We start from the raw sequence: 16,127 nt of genomic DNA, 5'->3' as shown, positions 1-16,127 counted from the left end.
CGACATAACCCTCCACGTGCGGCTATACGATCGTGACGACGACGTTCGACAGCGAAGGAACACTCGCTCATGGCACTTGAGGTGAACGGCCATGTCGGGCGCCTGCAACGGTTTCAGCCCTTCGATGCGGACAGCGCCGACCTCGTGTTCGAGCGTCAGACCGACCACAACCAGCCGACATTTCGCGTCGTGACGCGTGACTACCTGCTGTCCATGGTGGAACTGCCTGGAACGCGCACCATCGTCCTCACGGGTGACGCGGGCCACGGCAAGACGAGCCTCTGTGCCAGCCTCCTCGAGGACCTCGGCGCGAGCAAAGAGGACGCCGCGCGGCAGATCGAGCAAGCTGGCAAGCACGGTCTTGAGCCAGTCGGTGCGACGGCGGCTGGGCGCCCCATCTACATGCTTAAGGACCTGAGCGACTTCTCCGCGCGCGTCGGGGCTCAGCGACTCATCGATCTCCTGGACCCATCGGACGACGGCGTTGCGATCATCTGCGCGAACGAAGGCCAGCTCCGAAACTGCGTCACCGCGGATCAATCCGGCCGCGCTCAAGTCGTCGTCGACACCCTCGGTTCGGGTATCGCGCTCGGGACCGTCGCGAGCAGCGACGGAGCAGTTGTCGTCATCAATCTCAACTACCAGTCGGTGGCGCCAGACAACGGGAACGACGGCCTCGTCGACTGGGCGACACGGACATGGTCCGGTGACAAGCGCTCGTGGCAGATCTGCAAGCGTTGCGACGCGCGAGACGCCTGTCCGATTCTCGCGAATCACGAGGCGCTCTCGGATGGCGTCAGTGGCCCGCTGAGGCGCCGTGCAGTCCGCGACGTGTTCAGCGCGGCAGAGCGGACTGGTGCCATCGTGACCGCGCGCCAGGCGCTGTCGGTGCTCGCCTACGCAATCACAGGTGGACTCACCTGCGAGTACGTTCACCGCCGGTACCGGAACGCCCATACGGACGATTCGTGGCAGTACCCGTATCAGTATCACCAGGCGTTGTTTGGAGATCGGCTCTCCCCGCAGCAACGCCAGCAGGTCCCGGCGATCGCGGCATTGCGACGCCTGGATCCTGGAAAGGTCTCACGTCGCCAGGTCGACGACATGCTCGAACCCGAGGGAGCCAAGGTCGCATTCCTCCCGCCGACGCCGGGTGCCAGCGGACGGCCCGTGAGGACAGCCCAGGACGCCCAGCGCGAGGCGAGCGCGCTGCGTGACCTCTACAAGTTCTTGCGCCGGGCCGACTTCTTTAGCGGCGATGCTTCCGACCAGTTTGCCCGTCTCGGGCTCAGTGCCGGCGACGATTTCGTCAAAATCACGGGAATCGCTTCTGAAGCGAGCAAGACCTCGGTCCGCGACGTCATCCTGAAGGGGCTTGAGGCAGTTCAGGGAGTCCATCGGACCGGTAGCAACCCCGACTTCCTCGTGCTCGATCCAGCGTTCTTCTCCCACCGCACGCGCGCAGCTGTGGTGTCGCGCACCGTGACCAATCGAAACGTCCAAGTCGTCGACCAGGTAAGCCAATGGCGTCGCGAGACGAAGCCTGGAGCTCCAGGTCCGGTGCTGCACGAGGCAGTCGAGTGGCTCAACCGCGCAATCTTCGTCCGAATTCCGGCCCCCTTGGGGCGTGCCCCCATCGCGGTCGAGGTCGATTTGCTGCGGTTCGAGCTGCTCAACCGGTGGGCGGCCGGCCTGCGAAGTGGCACTCAGCACGAGGCAGAGATCCGTGGGCTGACCAGCACGCTGGCAGCGCTGGCGGATGCGGCGAGCGAACGAGAGGTAATTCAAGTGTTGGTCGGTGCTGTGCCGCGAAAGCTCACGATCGACGTCGGCGACCAGATCAGATCGGTTCGGGTCTGATGGCGGACAGGTCGAAAGCCGAGGTCGTCCTCGACCTGTTTGGTCTGAACATCGAACAGCAGGGACGCGGGTTCTACGTGTCGCTTGAGCTCCTCGCGATTGCGCGTGGCGTCTACGAATCAGCTCGGTGGGAGCTTCTCGATCCGACGGTCAACGTCGTCTCGTACCGGCGGTCGTCCCACGACTTCGCGAGGCGAGTAGCTGCTGCCGCGGCCATAGACCCCGAGGCCCTTCGTGCGGCCGTCGATGATGAAGAGACACTTGCGACCCTTCAGGCATTGACGTCGTCACTACTGGTGCAGATCCCCGGGCGCCGCAAGTCTCCTAGCTGGTACAACTCGCACTTGTACCCCTTCGTGGGGGAACTCATCCACTACGACGCAGCAGAACGGCGGGCGCCCGGACTCCCTCGCGGTACCAAGGTGCCGCACATCGAGCGCTACGTCCTGCGTGGTGGCGGTGGGTGGGCGTATCGCGTCCTCCGCTCCGACCCAGACGGCGTGCGACGAGCCGGCACACGCGAGGGTTTGCTTGAGCTAGTGCACGACGGTGAGACGTCTCTGGGAGAGATCGCGCGCGCACTTCGGGCGCACGACTACGACACCGAAGACGAGGCCTTCCCGGACAAGACCGAAGCGGAGGTCAACACTTTCGATGACCTCAGTCCCTGGCCCGAGTATCTGAGACGTGGCGTGAACTCCATCGTTTCGCGCACCCAGGTCCCGCGGGCGAAGCGGATCGAGAGCCTGATGCACTGGACGCCGTACTGTCTCGCCCGCCACCAGCTCCATCTCGCCCGCGCGTCCCTCGGCTTGTCACTGGAGACCGTCTTCGTCGACATGCTGAAGGACGGCTCTCCGCTGCGTCGACTGTCGCAAGACGGCCTCGATGGGTTCCGAAAGAACATCGTGAACGCGATCATCGACCGCGCGACCGACCTTCACAGCAAGGCAGTGGCTCGCGGCAACGACGAAGTGGCGCGTCGGTTCGCGCGACACATGACCCCCAGTAAAGCCGGGACCGGATCTCCTGTGGCCTTCTTCTCCGAGTCGCTGGCCGCCGTGGGCGCGCTCAATGCGACGACCGGACGCCGGCACTTCACGTTGAAGCCGCCGATGCTGGAGGCCATGGTCTGCGCGTCGCTTGCTCCGGGCCAGGAGGAGGAGCTGTACAGCTTCTGCTCCCGAGTCTTCGATGAGTACCGCGTCATCGTCGACGACCGAACGGCCGGCGAACACGACCTGACTGTCGACGTTGACGCCTCGATTCTCGCGCGGAACTTGGACGCCTTCCGCTCGCGCCTGGCGGCAACCGGGCTTCTCACCCAGTACTCGGACGCCACGAGCATCGTGCGAGGAGAACCCCGGTGACCGATAGGGCAGACTCGACTCTCGGACGCGTGGTCGCGCGGGTGGCATTGGACTCGGTCACGCGAGGATCCGATGGAACCCGTGCAGCGTTGCGCATCGCCGCCTTCGAGAAGCCGATCGTGGAGTCCGCGTTGCGCGAGGTCGCAGAGATGCTGGCCGACGGGGCTACAACCGACGTCATCGTGAAGGTCGGCACGACTGAGCCCATTGAGGGTGTGCCGGACGGCTTCCTGTTGGACGACGGCGAGCAACTCACTGCCTGGCGGAACGTCCCCGGGACAGGGGCGTCGGTCGTGCTCTTCGACTGGGGCCAGCCACCAGATTCCGAAGGACTTTCGGCCGTCAACCGTCTCGACGGTGCCGTTCTCCTCACCGGGCCAGACGAGGATGCCCGGTTCGAACTCTTTGCCCGCGAGGCGTGGCTTGCCGTCGGCGGTGAAGGAAAAGCCCCTCCAGCGCTCGTGGCATGCCAGCGTCAGATCTGGCGCGCGGTGTCGGACTCTCAGGAAGAGAGCCGTTCGCTCCGTCGACTGGCTCGATATCTCGTGGAGTCCGCGGAGACGGTTACTGCCTCCAGCGTGCACACCGACGAGGTGATTCAGAAGGCCGCTTCCAGCGCGTTGCCTAGCCTGGGCCTGTTCCCCGACAGTGGCCTCTTCGCTTCCGAGAGCGCCGTCGAGGCGCGCGTCAAGAAGAACGTGCGTGTTGCGGGGCTCAGACAACCGAGCGGTGCACTGCTCTCTGAGGAGGATCTGCTTGCCCGCATCGATGAAGCGGAACTGACCTCGGCGGCACTCGAAAAGGTCGCCCTCTCGAGCGACGTTGCGAAAGCCCACATGAGGAACCTCGTGATGGAGGTGGGCGAGGGGTCGGAAGATCCTCGCCGAGCGCTCGACCTTCCGATTTGGCTAGAGATCTTCGAGAAGCGCTCGACGAAGGTCGGCCTCGGGCGCCAGATCCGCGATGTCTTCGAGCGAGTCGCCCCTGACCGGCTCGAGGAGTTCGACGCACTCCTCGTCGAAGACGGGCTGGACCGTAGCGATCAGGAGGCCGCTGAGCAGTTCTTGTTCGCGGAGCCGCCGCTGGACGCCGAGACGCTCGCCGATCTGTTGCCCAAGATTCTTCGCCGACGCGCCGAGAAGATCGCGTTCCCCGACTCGCAGGTTGTCCTCGACCCCCTTCGTGCGCTCCTTCGTGAACTCACCTACTTCGACGACGAGGACGAGGGGACGGTCAACGTCCGTGTCGAGGGTACCGTCGAGAGCGGTGGATGGACTCGATGGCTGTTTGCGTTCCTCTACGGGAGGTCGCTCAAGCAAGTTCAGGCCTCGGCTGGTCTTCGTCTCGGGCTAGAGGTCGAAGCCAGCCTGCTCTCTTGTGAGGCGCCCGAGCTGCCTGATGACGACGAGCCGTTCGATACGGCAGACGCTTGGGCACCCATCCGCGTCGTCGTCGAGATGCAAGGGGGAGCTCAACGACGCTTCCGGTGGGATCCGTTCACCACGCCGGGCCAGATCGCAGTCGCGGCACTCCTGCGCGGATTCGAGACTTCGCCCGGCGAGGTGCACGAAGGCAGCTTCGACGGGTTCCTAGAGCGATTTAGTGACCCGCGCGACTGGCAACGAAGTGGCGTCGCGCAACCGAGCGGGCAGTTTGGCGCGGAACTGTTCGACCTGCGCAGGAGCCACTTCGAGGGCTTCACCGAGGGTGTCGACGCCCAGCTGATCGGCGCGTACGTCGATGAGTGGGAGCAGGTCTTCGGCCGCGCACGCGCAAGCCTGGTTCCAGCGAACGCGCCAGATTCTGATCTCGCCGACGTCGTCCTCAGCGATGTCGTCCGGCTGTCAGACGGACGCTTGATGATGCTCGCAACTCATCCGCTGCGACTGCGCTGGCTTGCACGGCACTACGCAGAGGTGACCGGGTGGATCACAAAGGCCCTGAACGAGTGCCTCAGGCTAAACTCGGAGAACAGCGACCTGTTCTTCGACACGCTTGAGCGGGTGTCGCCGCACGGGACGCCGGCGATGATCGTCGGGCCGAACCAGAGCGTGGCCATCCCGATGCGGGAGTCCGCCGGGCATGAGGAGTACGCACCGGTCAGACAGGGCGGCAATGAGTCGCGGGACTGGCTGGCGGCCGTGGATGAGACGGCTATCGAGGAGATGGTTCGCGTCATCACCGACTATCTGGCGACTTACCCGCACAAGATGGACGGGCTCTCCGTACTGCTCTTGGACCGCAACGGTGACCCGGTTCTCCCCGTGCGCGTCGCGAAGCGCATGCGTGCCAAGAACCCCAAACTCCGCTTGGACCTGGTCGTCCTTGCTCCACGCGAGACGCACCACGGCATCATCCAGGCGTTCGACTTCGAGTTCACAGACTCGGACGTGGCAGAGGAGCGCTTCCTCCCCGACGTTCAGCTCGTCCTCAAACCGTGGAACTCCGAACGGGACATCGACTTCTCGGGGCTCGAAGACTCGATCGACGTCGCCCTGGCACCAGCACTCTTCGGCACACAGACAAGCCTCAACGCCAGCACGCGCGACCCGTCGGCCACGCTGGCCGGACGCTACGACCCGTGGACGCACCCGGCAGCGCACAACCTTGCCGAGTCCAGCGAGAACGTCGTCCGCGAGTTGCTGCCCACTTCGCCAGACGAAGTCCTCGAGACCTGGTCGACCCTGTGTGTCCGTTACGACCGTCGCTCGGCAGTTGCACGTGAGGCGGAAGGAAACATCGACTACTTCGAGATGCAGATTCAGTTCGACCAACATCAGGACCTCTTCGTGGCGCTTCACCGAGTTGCTCACTGGGTCGTGACGCTCGACGCCTTTATCGGGCGTGACCAGATCGACAACCTGCGCGACCGACCGGACGTCATTCTGGTGAAGCCCGGCGTGGGCAAGAACGAGGCCTACACACTGATTGTGAGCTCCCAGACGGGTCGACAGCTGGTCGTGCGACGCCTCCAGCGAAGGCTTGTCGACATTGGTGTCGTGGATCCTGATGAGGCCGAAGCGACTGCATCCAGGTTCTACTCGGTTGGCCGGAACGTCGTCCCGGGTGCCGTACTTCGCTCGCTGGGCATCGGTACGACAATCAACGAGATCGTGGGGCTGGTCGCGACGCGGTACGTCATCGCGCGGCAGGTGCCGGTGCCACATGACCAGAGCTGCCTCGTGGTCTGGCTCAGCTTCGACGAGCAGCAGCGATGGTTCGGTCGCGGGGCAAAGACGCGGGCGGACCTAGGCCGGTTCGCGCTCGCCCTCAGCGAGGACGGGAGTGTCAAGCTCGACATCCTCGTTGCCGAGTCCAAGTTCCGGCAGACCTATGACCACGGATCCGCCGAGGAGCAACTGAACCGCACGACGGATCTGTGCCGGTTCGCGTTCGCGTCCGGCGACGACGCGACCGACGATCACAAGTTCTGGCTCCAGGAGCTTGCCTCCGCCATCGAGCAGACGAGCAATAAAGAACTCCCCGCGGCGGAGCTCCCGTCCAGAAAGCACGTCGGCCCAATGTGCCCGGGCTTGGCCGCACGTGTGATCGAGGAGCTTCGCTCCGGCAACGTGGTCCTCAACTCCGTCAAGGGTGTGGCCGTCGCGGTTGCGGCAGGGCAGGAGGACTCGGCACCCGCTCCCCGGGCGCTCGGGAGCCACACTCTCCTGCGCCTGAACCGCCCCGAACTTCAGCAGGTCATCGCCCTGCTCCGCGCTCGGACGGACCCAGCGTTGGTGGCGGACGCGGAGATCGCGGAATCCGACGAGTTGCGATCACGTGGTGTCTCGAGAAGCGTCGAAGCCCCGGACGACCAGGAGCGCAGCACATCCACCGGTCGCGACGTCGACGCTCAAAGCGAGCGACTCGATGCGCGTAGTGAGAGCGCGCCTAGAGTTGCAGACGAAGGTCCGGCGCCGTCGTCCTTCCCCGCCACGGGCCTCGGCGACGACGAGCTCCGCCACCGGTACAACAAGGTGCTCAGCGTCTTCTCGCTCCACAACGTCCAGGTCGGCCCACCGGAGGCCGGCGATGCCTGGCAGGAGGGACCCGGGTTCTACGTGCTGCGATTCGTCCCGCGACCCGGCGTCACCGTGGACAAGGTCGTCAACCGACGCGAGGAGATCTTCCTCGCGCTTGGGCTGCCTGCCGGCTACAGCATCCGCACCCGCAGCGATCGCGGTGCCGTCGTATTCGAAATCCCAAAGGTCGAGGACGAGAAGTACGGCGTGCCCACAACCACGCTCTGGCAGCTCTGTCCGGTTAACTCGAACGACCTCATCGCACCGGTCGGCGCCGACATCGCTGGGACCCCCGTCGAGATCCACTTCTCCTCGCCCGACTCGCCACACCTGCTCGTCGCCGGCACGACGGGCTCCGGAAAATCCGTCGCCCTCGACACGATCCTCAAAGGTCTCATCCGCTACGACGCTTCCTCGGTCAGGCTCCAACTCGTCGATCCCAAGGGAACGGAACTCGTCGATTTCGAGGACGACCCGCACGTCGATGGCACCATCGGGATGGACGCAGACGACGCCATCGAGATCCTTGAGGCCGCCGTTCAGGAGATGGAGGATCGCTACCGAGCCATGAAGGTCGTCCGCGCGCGGAAGCTCGTGGAGTACAACGCGCAAGTCGAGGCCGTGGAGCGGAGACCGTGGATCGTCATCGTCCTCGACGAGTACGCCGATCTGACCAGCGACCCAGACGACAAGCGAGCGATCGAAGACCTTCTTCGTCGATTGACACAGAAAGCTCGCGCGGCGGGTATCCATGTCATCGCGGCAACACAGCGCCCGAGCGCGGACGTCATCTCTACGACCATCAGGTCCAACTTCCCGGCGCAGCTCGCGTTGCGGGTCAAGACGGCGACAGACAGCCGGATCGTCCTCGACGAGACCGGAGCTGAGTCGCTGGCGGGACGTGGTGACGCACTGCTGCATACCGCACAGGGCACAGTCCGAATCCAGGTGGCATACGACAACTCCTGACCCTGCCGAGGAGACCAAGGCTGCCGCGAGGGCCGGTTCGAGAGCATCGTCGCCGGCTGCGCGTCGACGCATGCAAGCAAACCGGCGTCGAGACACGGCTCCGGAGATGGATCTCCGGAGAGCTGCGTATGCACTCGGGCTCCGCTATCGCGTCGACGCTAGACCCGTTCGCGACTTGAACCGAAGAGCCGACATGGTCTTCGCGGGTGCGAAGGTAGCGGTGTTCGTCGACGGCTGCTTCTGGCACGGATGCCCGCAGCACGGGACCAACGCCAAGCAGAACGCCGCCTTTTGGAGGGCGAAGATCACTCAGAACCGTGCACGCGACGCTGATACGAACGCGAGGCTTGAGGCAGCGGGCTGGGCTGTCGTTCGCGTCTGGGAGCACGAAGACTCGAACGAGGCCGCAGTCCGGCTCGCTACCGTGGTTTCGCTGCGGAGGCGCCGCCGTCCGTCCGCAGGCCCGTCTCCGCAACTCTGACGGAGTGTCCGACGAACATGCGTGCGGAGGGCCGAACCGCAATGGCCGGTGTGGCTGCAAGACGATCCTTGGAGGACCGCGACAACCTGCCCGTGCCCGAGGTCATCGCCCGAAAGATCGTCGAGGACGGACCTGCCTGCAGCGCGTCCTAAGCCACCGGAGTCGCACGATCCGCGACACGCGAAAGCAACACGCCCAGCAAGCCCGCGGCCATCGCGGTCACGACAAGGAGGGAAAGGCCTGGAACCACGACGCTCCGCACGCGACTCACGCTCCCCTTGCTCGAGTCATCTTGTCTTTGCACGGTCGGACGCTACCGGCGCCCGCTGAAGGTACTAGGCATCAAGCCGTGCGGATAGTGCCATCTTCCAGCCACGGTGTGGTGTCCGCTACGAACTGGAGGCCCACCGGCGCCATTTGGCGTTGCCGAGTCCTTCGTCCTGAGCGGCGGTGAGCGCCGGTCCTTGAAGGATCTCCGACCGGCCAGCCCGGCGGAGTTAGGGCGTGGCTCACCCGAGTAGTAGTCAGGCGAAGGCGACCTACTGTGTGCACGACCCACGACACGCCCGGGGTCGTGCAAGGCAGAGCGGCGTGTCCCTGCAATCTGCGCCGCACGTCGACACAGAGCTTGCTGTCCAGATGCGGGCCGCTCTGCCCGATCCTTCATCTAGCCAGAAGCGCACTGGTAGGCGTGCGTCCTCGGCACGTGCGAGCTCGTGCGCCTCGGCACCTGCGGGCTCGTGCGCCTCGTCTGGTACCAGACCGCGTCTCCAGAGGTACCGGCGCGGGGTACGGTCAGGCGCATGGTCAGCAGTGGTAACGGCAGCGGGTGGCTCTTGTTCGGCGTCGGCATCATTGCCCTGGCCGTCCTGATCGGCTGGTACGCCGCCCGGGCGTCACGTCTCGACATCCGCCGGCAGACCGAGAAGGGCGACCCGTTCGACCACCGTGACGATGACTGCGCGCCGTAGACCGGCTCGATCGGTGGCGGTGGGATCGCCTCGCCCGTGAACGTCAGCCGCAAGTAGACGACCAGGGCGACGGCGGGGATGAGGGGCACGATCTGGGCGACGTGCCTTGGACATGCGAGAGGGGCTTCGACGACGGTCGGCGCGACCGGCATCACGATCGACTGTGCATGTCCCTGAGCCGCTGTGCCGCCGCGCGTCGTCGGCGCTACCGGCGCCGTTGACGGAAGCACCGACGGCGGGGGCGCTTCTTCTCGCTGGTCTCCACAGCTGCCGCCGCCCGTGCCTCCGCCGCCCGCGCTGCGCGGCGTTCTGCCCAGGCCGCCACTGTCTGGTCGACGTCCCGCGGCATGGTGACGAGCGGCGGGCCGGCGGGTGCTTGGTAGCGGCCGCGGAGGACGCGCCGGTTGAACTCCTCGACCTCGTGGCGCACGTCGTCCTCGACCCAGATCTCGTCGAGGCGTTCGTCGAGCGCGGCGTCTTCTCTGCGCAGCTCGATGGAGGGTGGCAGCACCACGAGCCGCTCGCGCTTGACGAGGTTCTTGAGCCACCAGTCGGGGTCGTAGCGGTCGGGCATGGGGAGCGGCTTGCCGCTGCCGGGCAGGTCGTCGAACTCGCCGCGTTCGATGGCCTTGCGGACGTGCAGGTCGGCCAGCAGGGCGATCGCCACCTCGTGGTCGATGGCGACGGCGTACGGGTTGAAGAACGCGGGGGGCGGGTGCGGGTCGGCCATCGTCTCTCCCTCCCAGGGTTTGCCATACAACTGTATTGTGTCACGCGTACCGCCAGAAGGAAGGGAGCCCGGGGTGCCGAAGCTGGTGGATCACCAGGAACGTCGCGAGGCGCTCGCGCGGGCGCTGTGGCGGGTCGTCGACCAGCACGGCTGGACCAAGGCCACGATGCGCGAGGTCGCGAGCGAGGCCGGGGTCTCCCTCGGGCACGTGCAGCACTACTTCGCGTCGCGGACCGGGCTGCTGACGTTCGCGATGGAGTACGCCGCCGAGCAGACCGCGGGCCGGGTCGCGCGGGGACTGGCCGCGCTCGACCAGCCCCCGCACCCGCGGGACGTGCTCCGGCTGGTCCTCGTCGAGATGCTCCCCCTGGGCCCCGACGCGCGGGCGTCGAGCCGCATGAGCGCCGCGTACGTCCTGGAGGCGCTGCACGACCCGGCGCTGCGCGAGCGAGCGAGCCTCGGGCTCCGTGACGGCCGCGCGATGGTCGCGCAGCTCGTCCACGAAGCGATGGCGCAGGGGCAGATCGCGCCGGACCGCGACCCGGACGTCGAGACCGACCTGCTCCTGGCGTTGACCGGGTTCACGCCGCTGCTCGAGCTCGAGGTGATCGAGCCGCGGGCCGCGCTGGCCGCCATCGACCAGCACCTGGAGCACCTCTTCGCCCGGGCCTCCTGACCGCGGCTGGCCGCGATGCGGCAGGGAGAGGCTCGCGCGGTGCGCGCACGTCCGCCCGTCGCGGCGGCGCCGCCCGACGCGGCCTCCGTTGACCCCGTCCGGCACCCGGGCTACTCTCTGCGCCCCCATTCGGAAAGTGCGCCCGAAATTTCGGGGGTCACGACACGAAGGAGTGCCTGATGGATGGAACGACCACGACCGCGCGGAGCGGCGTGCACCGCCACCGCGGAGCCGCGCTCGTCGCGAGCGGACTCGTCGGCGGGCTGGCCCTGGCCGCCGGCCTCGCCGCACCCGCTGCGGCGGAGAGCGTCCCGGCGGCGGGGAGCGTCCCCGCGAAGGCGACGCCCGGCGTCGGGCCCGACGGCCTGACCGGCGCGCAGCGCGCGACGCTGGAGACGTACCTGGAGGACACGTACACCTCGTTGGAGGCCATGACGGACGAGGGGACCGGCCTGCCCGCGGACAACATCGAGGGCAACCTGGACCCGGCGTCGAGCAGCGCGTACACGTCGCCGACGAACATCGGCGGCTGGCTCTGGTCCACCGTCGTGGCCCGCGACCTGGGCCTGGTCGACGCCGACGAGGCCCACGACCGCCTCGCGACGACGCTCGACACCGTCGCGTCGCTCGACCGGCACGACGCGAGCGGGATGTTCTACAACTGGTACGACCCCGCGACCGGCGACCGGGTCGAGACGTGGCCGGACAGCGGCGACGTCGTCCACCAGTTCCTCAGCTCGGTGGACAACGGCTGGCTGGCCGCGGGCCTGCGCGTCGTCGCGGAGGCGGAGCCGCGCCTCGCGGACGAGGCGCGCGCGATCTACGACGACATGCACTTCGGCGCCTTCTACAACCCGGACGCGCGTCCGGACCTCGGCGTCGGGCTGCTGCGCGGCGGGTTCTGGGACGAGGAGCCGCCCGGCTGCTCGGTCGCGGGCGACTACCTCGGCACGGGCACGGACGTGTTCTACACGTGCCACCACTACGACACGACGGTCTCGGAGACGCGCATCGCGACGTACCTCGGCATCGCGGAGGGCGAGGTGCCTCCGGAGGCGTACTACGCGAGCCACCGGACGTTCCCGGACACGTGCGACTGGTCGTGGCAGGAGCAGAAGCCGATCGGCGAGACGCGCGAGCACCTGGGCGTCCCGGTCTTCGAGGGCGCGTACCGGTACCGCGACCTCGCGGTCGTGCCGGGCTGGGGCGGCTCGATGTTCGAGGCGCTCATGCCGGACATGCTGGTGCCCGAGGCGGAGTGGGGTCCGGCGTCGTGGGGCGTCAACCACCCGCTCGTCGTGCGCGCGCACAAGGAGCACGGGCTCGACGAGGCGGGTTACGGGGCCTGGGGCTTCTCGCCCGCGAGCAACCCCTTCGGCGGGTACGCGGAGTACGGCGTCGACGCGATCGGGCTGCGCTCGGACGGCTACCTGTCCGACGGTGAGACCGACGTCGACCTCGGGTTCGACGGCTGCCGCGAGGCGACCAACCCCGCGCCGGAGTTCGGCGACGGCGTCGTGACGCCGCACGCGTCGTTCCTCGGCCTCGCGTACGACACGGACGGCGTGCTCGACAACCTGGCCCACCTCGCCGACGACCTCGGCGCCTACGGGCCGGGCGGTTTCTACGACTCCGTCGCCGTGCGGTCGGGCACGGTCGCCGAGCGCTACCTGTCGCTCGACCAGGCGATGATCGTCGCCGCGATCGGCAACGTCCTCGACGACTCGCGCCTCAAGGACTACTTCGTCGACGACGAGCTCGAGCAGCGCCTGCGGCCGCTCATGGAGGCGGAGACGTTCTCGGCCACGGCCGACCTCACGCCCGGCGTGGGCGCCGACGTCCAGGTCCAGGCGCGCTGCCTCGGCCACCGGGCGGCCGTCGCCGTCCGGGCGACGAGCACGGGGGACGGCCGCGCGGACGTCGCGCTCGCCACGCCCTACGGGTCGCGGTCGTTCGACGACGTCGTCCCGCACCGCAGCACCTACCAGTCGTTCGCGGCGCGCACGGCGGAGATCCCGTCCGGCGCCGCGACGGTGACGGTCACGTCCGACGACGGGTCGACGACCCAGGAGCTGTCCTACCGCTACGCGGGCGTCTCCTGCGGCTGACCGGCCGCCGGCTCGTCGGTCGACCGGCACGCGGCGACGGGAGGGGCGCGGACCGCGTCCCTCCCGTCCGCCGTGGCCCCGGCACGCGCCGGGACGCGAGCCGGGACGCGAGCCGGGACGCGCGCCGGGGCGCGTGTCAGGACCGCGTGAGGACCGCGCGTCGTGCAGCGCGTCCGGACCGACCCGGGGCCGCGCACGCCGGGCCACGTGCCAGGGCCGTCAGGGCAGGCTCACGACCGCGGGGGAGCGGTGGACTCGCGGACGACGAGGCTCGTCGCGAGCTCGGTGCGCAGCGTGTGCCCGCTCGCGGTGCGCGCGCGGTGCACGAGCCCGACGGCCGACGCGCCCATCTCGACGAGCGGCTGGCGGACGGTGGTGAGCGGCGGGTCGGTCCAGGGCGCGACGGGGAGGTCGTCGAACCCGACGAGCGAGACGTCGCCCGGCACGGACCGCCCCGCCTCGCGCAGCGCCCGCAGCGCGCCGAGCGCCGTGTCGTCGCTGCACGCGAAGATCGCGGTCGGGGGGTCGTCGCGGGCGAGCAGGCGCTGCGTCCCCTCGTAGCCCGCGGGGACGCCGTACGTGCTCAGGCAGACCAGGTCGTCGTCGACGGGCACGCCCGCCTGGATCATCGCGGCGCGGTACCCGGCGAGCCGCGCGATCGCGTTGTCCTGCTCCGGGACGCCGGTGATCGTCGCGATGCGCCGGTGCCCGAGCGCCAGCAGGTGCGCGGTCGCCTCGAGCGCCCCCTGGAAGTTCGCGGCGCCCACGCTGAGCACGTCCTCGGGCGGGCGCCGTCGCGGGTCGACGACGACGAGCGGCACCCCGGCCGCCGCGAGCGTCGCGCGCGCCTCGGCGTCGGGGACCGCGACGACGCTCACGAGCCCGTCGGTGCCCCGGGTCAGAGCGTGCCGGACCCACGCGCCGCAGTCGTCGGGGTCCAGCTCCACGGACAGCACGACGTCGAGGCCCAGGCGTCGCGCCTCGGCGACCGCGCCGCGCACCACCGCCTCGGACCACGGACCCTCGAAGTCGACGATGCGGACGTCCACGAGTCCCGTCCGCCGGGGAGTGGGAGGCCGGATCTCGTAGCCGTGGCGCCGCAGGACCGCGGCGACACGCTCGCGCGTCGCGGCCGAGACGTCGGGCCGTGCGTTGAGCACCTTCGACACCGTCGGGACCGACACCCCGGCGTCGGCCGCGACGGCGGCGAGCGGGACGCTCCGCCCACCGGGCTGCGCGGTGCTCATCCGGCTCCCTCGTCTCCGTCGCGCCGCGGAGCGACCCCCGTGGCGCGCGCCGCCGCGAGCCAGCCGTGCGGGTCCTCGCTCGCGACGAGGTCCGTCCCGGACACGAGCCACGTGGCCCCGGCGCGGAGCGCCTGCGGGACGATCGAGCGCGTGACGCCGCCGTCCAGACCGACGGCGTGACCCGGGCCGGCAACCTGCCCGACCGTGGCGAGCGCGTCGACCTGGAACGTCGAGCCGGCGTGGCCGGGGGTGATCGACATGACGAGGACGTCCGTCCCGGGCTCGACCTCCGGCACCCCGACGCCGGGCGAGAGCGCGACGCCGGCACGCGCGCCCCGGGCGCGGACGCGGTCGAGCGCGGCGCGCCAGTCGCGCGTCCCCGCGTGGACGACGACGAGCTCGCAGAAGTCGGTCCAGCGGTCGACCTCACCGAGCGGCTCCTCGACCATGAGGTGCGCCTCGGCGGCCAGCCCGCTGCCGGCGGTCACGGCCGCCGCCTCCGCGGCGTCAAAACCGCCTGCCGCGGCGTAGCGCCCGTCGGTGCGGTCCCAGTGGACGGTGCGGAGCCCGGCGCGCGCGAGCCGGTCGGCCTCCGCGGCGACGCGGTCGCGCGGCGTGGACCAGAACGACGCGGCGACCCGGGTGCGGGGCGCGCTCATCGGTCGGTGCCGCGCGCGACGGGCGGGAGGTCGAGCAGGGCCTCGGCGCACCGCTGCTCGGTGACGAGGGCGGAGACGAGGCCGGACCGGGTGACGGCGTGGACGGCGGCCGCCTTCTCGTGCTCGGCGGCGACGGCGATCACCTTGGGCACGCGGGCGAGCTGGCGCGCGGAGATCGAGAGGCACCGCTCGGCGAAGTCGGGGACGAGGTCGCCCTCGGCGGTGAGGAGGATGCCCGCGATCTCGGCGCGGACGCCGCGTGCGGTGAGGTCGTCCCGCTCGTCGCGCCCGAGGACCTCGCGGAGCTGGGAGATCGGCGGGTCCCACGACCCGATCGCGACGACCGCGACGTCGACCCGGTCGAAGAGCGAGAGCGCACGGGCGATGTCGGGCTGGCGGCGCAGCGTGGCCGCGGTCGCGGCGTCCTCGACGACCAGCGGCGCGAAGATCGCGTGCGCGTCGCCGCCGGCGCGCAGGGAGACGCGGCGGATCACCTCGACGGGCGAGTCGGAGAGGTCGGAGCCGACCGCGCCCGTGAGCTGGACGACCGTGACGGGCGGCAGCGCGGTGAGGCGCTCCGTCATGGCGGTGAGCGTCCGCCCCCAGGCGAAGCCGAGGGTGTTCCCCGGGCGCAGGGACCGGGTGAGCAGCTCGGCGGCGGCCGCGCCGACGTCTTCGCGCAGCTCGGACACGGTGTCGCGGCCCTGGACCACGAGGCACTCGTCCAGGCCGAGGTGCGAGCGCAGACGCGCGGAGAGGGCCGGGTCGACGACGCCGGCGTCGTCGATGGTGATGGTCACGATCCCGGCCTCGAGCGCCTGCTCGAGCATCCGCGCGACCTTGAACCGTGAGACGCCGAGCTCCTCGCCGATCTCGACCTTGGAGGCCGAGTCCACGTAGTAGCGGCGGGCCACGTGTGCGAGCTCGTGGCGCGAGAAGTCCGTCATGTCACCCATTCTTGCTCATCTGAGCGCTCGTCTGCGCATGTGTTACCGATCTGTGATCGAGGCGCGTTGCTTGTGGCCTCGCGGTGT

11 protein-coding genes are annotated in these 16,127 nt (G+C 68.9%); 7 read left to right on the top strand and 4 right to left on the bottom strand.

Annotation, left to right across the window (positions count from 1 at the left end; genetic code table 11):
- Positions 1 to 69: 69 nt before the first annotated feature.
- From JOE63_RS01280 to JOE63_RS01265, 5 genes are all read left to right on the top strand, one after another.
- On the top strand, positions 70 to 1,860 hold the full coding sequence (locus tag JOE63_RS01280) for a hypothetical protein (protein WP_204538502.1): 1,791 nt from the start codon (positions 70 to 72) through the stop codon (positions 1,858 to 1,860).
- Positions 1,860 to 3,230, top strand: coding sequence for a hypothetical protein (locus tag JOE63_RS01275; protein WP_204538499.1), 1,371 nt, complete (start codon positions 1,860 to 1,862; stop codon positions 3,228 to 3,230). Before JOE63_RS01280 ends, JOE63_RS01275 begins: the two co-directional genes overlap by 1 nt.
- The gene (locus JOE63_RS21575) at positions 3,227 to 8,221 is read left to right on the top strand and encodes an FtsK/SpoIIIE domain-containing protein (RefSeq protein WP_307839887.1); all 4,995 of its coding nucleotides are present in this window, start codon (positions 3,227 to 3,229) and stop codon (positions 8,219 to 8,221) included. Before JOE63_RS01275 ends, JOE63_RS21575 begins: the two co-directional genes overlap by 4 nt.
- A complete protein-coding gene (locus JOE63_RS20750) occupies positions 8,154 to 8,702 on the top strand; it encodes a very short patch repair endonuclease (protein ID WP_307839886.1) in 549 nt (182 codons plus the stop codon). Before JOE63_RS21575 ends, JOE63_RS20750 begins: the two co-directional genes overlap by 68 nt.
- Positions 8,703 to 9,505: 803 nt before the next feature.
- Positions 9,506 to 9,673: a hypothetical protein gene (locus JOE63_RS01265; protein ID WP_204538493.1), complete on the top strand. Its 168-nt coding sequence runs from the start codon at positions 9,506 to 9,508 to the stop codon at positions 9,671 to 9,673.
- A 205-nt stretch (positions 9,674 to 9,878) separates the two neighbouring features.
- Here JOE63_RS01265 and JOE63_RS01260 read toward each other — a convergent pair whose 3' ends face one another.
- A complete protein-coding gene (locus tag JOE63_RS01260) occupies positions 9,879 to 10,403 on the bottom strand; it encodes a DnaJ family domain-containing protein (RefSeq protein ID WP_204538490.1) in 525 nt (174 codons plus the stop codon).
- A gap of 73 nt (positions 10,404 to 10,476) precedes the next feature.
- On the opposite strand from JOE63_RS01260, the gene JOE63_RS01255 reads away from it, so the two are divergent.
- Both JOE63_RS01255 and JOE63_RS01250 read left to right on the top strand, forming a co-directional pair.
- Positions 10,477 to 11,079 (top strand): TetR/AcrR family transcriptional regulator, encoded by a 603-nt coding sequence (locus JOE63_RS01255; protein ID WP_204538487.1) that lies wholly within the window; start codon positions 10,477 to 10,479, stop codon positions 11,077 to 11,079.
- 179 nt (positions 11,080 to 11,258) lie between these two features.
- Entirely contained in the window at positions 11,259 to 13,187 is a 1,929-nt protein-coding gene (locus JOE63_RS01250; protein ID WP_204538483.1) for a glucoamylase family protein, read from the top strand.
- A gap of 230 nt (positions 13,188 to 13,417) precedes the next feature.
- Here JOE63_RS01250 and JOE63_RS01245 read toward each other — a convergent pair whose 3' ends face one another.
- From JOE63_RS01245 to JOE63_RS01235, 3 genes are read right to left on the bottom strand one after another with little or no spacing between them, the layout of a single operon-like run.
- Entirely contained in the window at positions 13,418 to 14,434 is a 1,017-nt protein-coding gene (locus tag JOE63_RS01245; RefSeq protein ID WP_204538480.1) for a LacI family DNA-binding transcriptional regulator, read from the bottom strand.
- Positions 14,431 to 15,093: a hypothetical protein gene (locus tag JOE63_RS01240; RefSeq protein ID WP_204538477.1), complete on the bottom strand. Its 663-nt coding sequence runs from the start codon at positions 15,091 to 15,093 to the stop codon at positions 14,431 to 14,433. Before JOE63_RS01240 ends, JOE63_RS01245 begins: the two co-directional genes overlap by 4 nt.
- Entirely contained in the window at positions 15,090 to 16,040 is a 951-nt protein-coding gene (locus tag JOE63_RS01235) for a sugar-binding transcriptional regulator (protein ID WP_204538474.1), read from the bottom strand. The genes JOE63_RS01240 and JOE63_RS01235 overlap by 4 nt, the downstream gene beginning before the upstream one ends.
- Positions 16,041 to 16,127 lie beyond the last annotated feature (87 nt).

Source organism: Cellulosimicrobium cellulans, from assembly GCF_016907755.1.
Taxonomy (GTDB): Bacteria; Actinomycetota; Actinomycetes; order Actinomycetales; family Cellulomonadaceae; genus Cellulosimicrobium; species Cellulosimicrobium cellulans_D.
This window is presented reverse-complemented; position numbering and strand designations above follow the sequence as displayed.

Bases quoted from the DNA above. Each gene is read 5' to 3' on its own strand.
- JOE63_RS01250 (WP_204538483.1), top strand. From the start codon at position 11,259: ATGGATGGAACGACCACGACCGCGCGGAGCGGCGTGCACCGCCACCGC.
- JOE63_RS01265 (WP_204538493.1), top strand. From the start codon at position 9,506: ATGGTCAGCAGTGGTAACGGCAGCGGGTGGCTCTTGTTCGGCGTCGGC.
- JOE63_RS01235 (WP_204538474.1), bottom strand. From the start codon at position 16,040: ATGACGGACTTCTCGCGCCACGAGCTCGCACACGTGGCCCGCCGCTAC.
- JOE63_RS01245 (WP_204538480.1), bottom strand. From the start codon at position 14,434: ATGAGCACCGCGCAGCCCGGTGGGCGGAGCGTCCCGCTCGCCGCCGTC.
- JOE63_RS01275 (WP_204538499.1), top strand. From the start codon at position 1,860: ATGGCGGACAGGTCGAAAGCCGAGGTCGTCCTCGACCTGTTTGGTCTG.
- JOE63_RS01240 (WP_204538477.1), bottom strand. From the start codon at position 15,093: ATGAGCGCGCCCCGCACCCGGGTCGCCGCGTCGTTCTGGTCCACGCCG.
- JOE63_RS01280 (WP_204538502.1), top strand. From the start codon at position 70: ATGGCACTTGAGGTGAACGGCCATGTCGGGCGCCTGCAACGGTTTCAG.
- JOE63_RS01260 (WP_204538490.1), bottom strand. From the start codon at position 10,403: ATGGCCGACCCGCACCCGCCCCCCGCGTTCTTCAACCCGTACGCCGTC.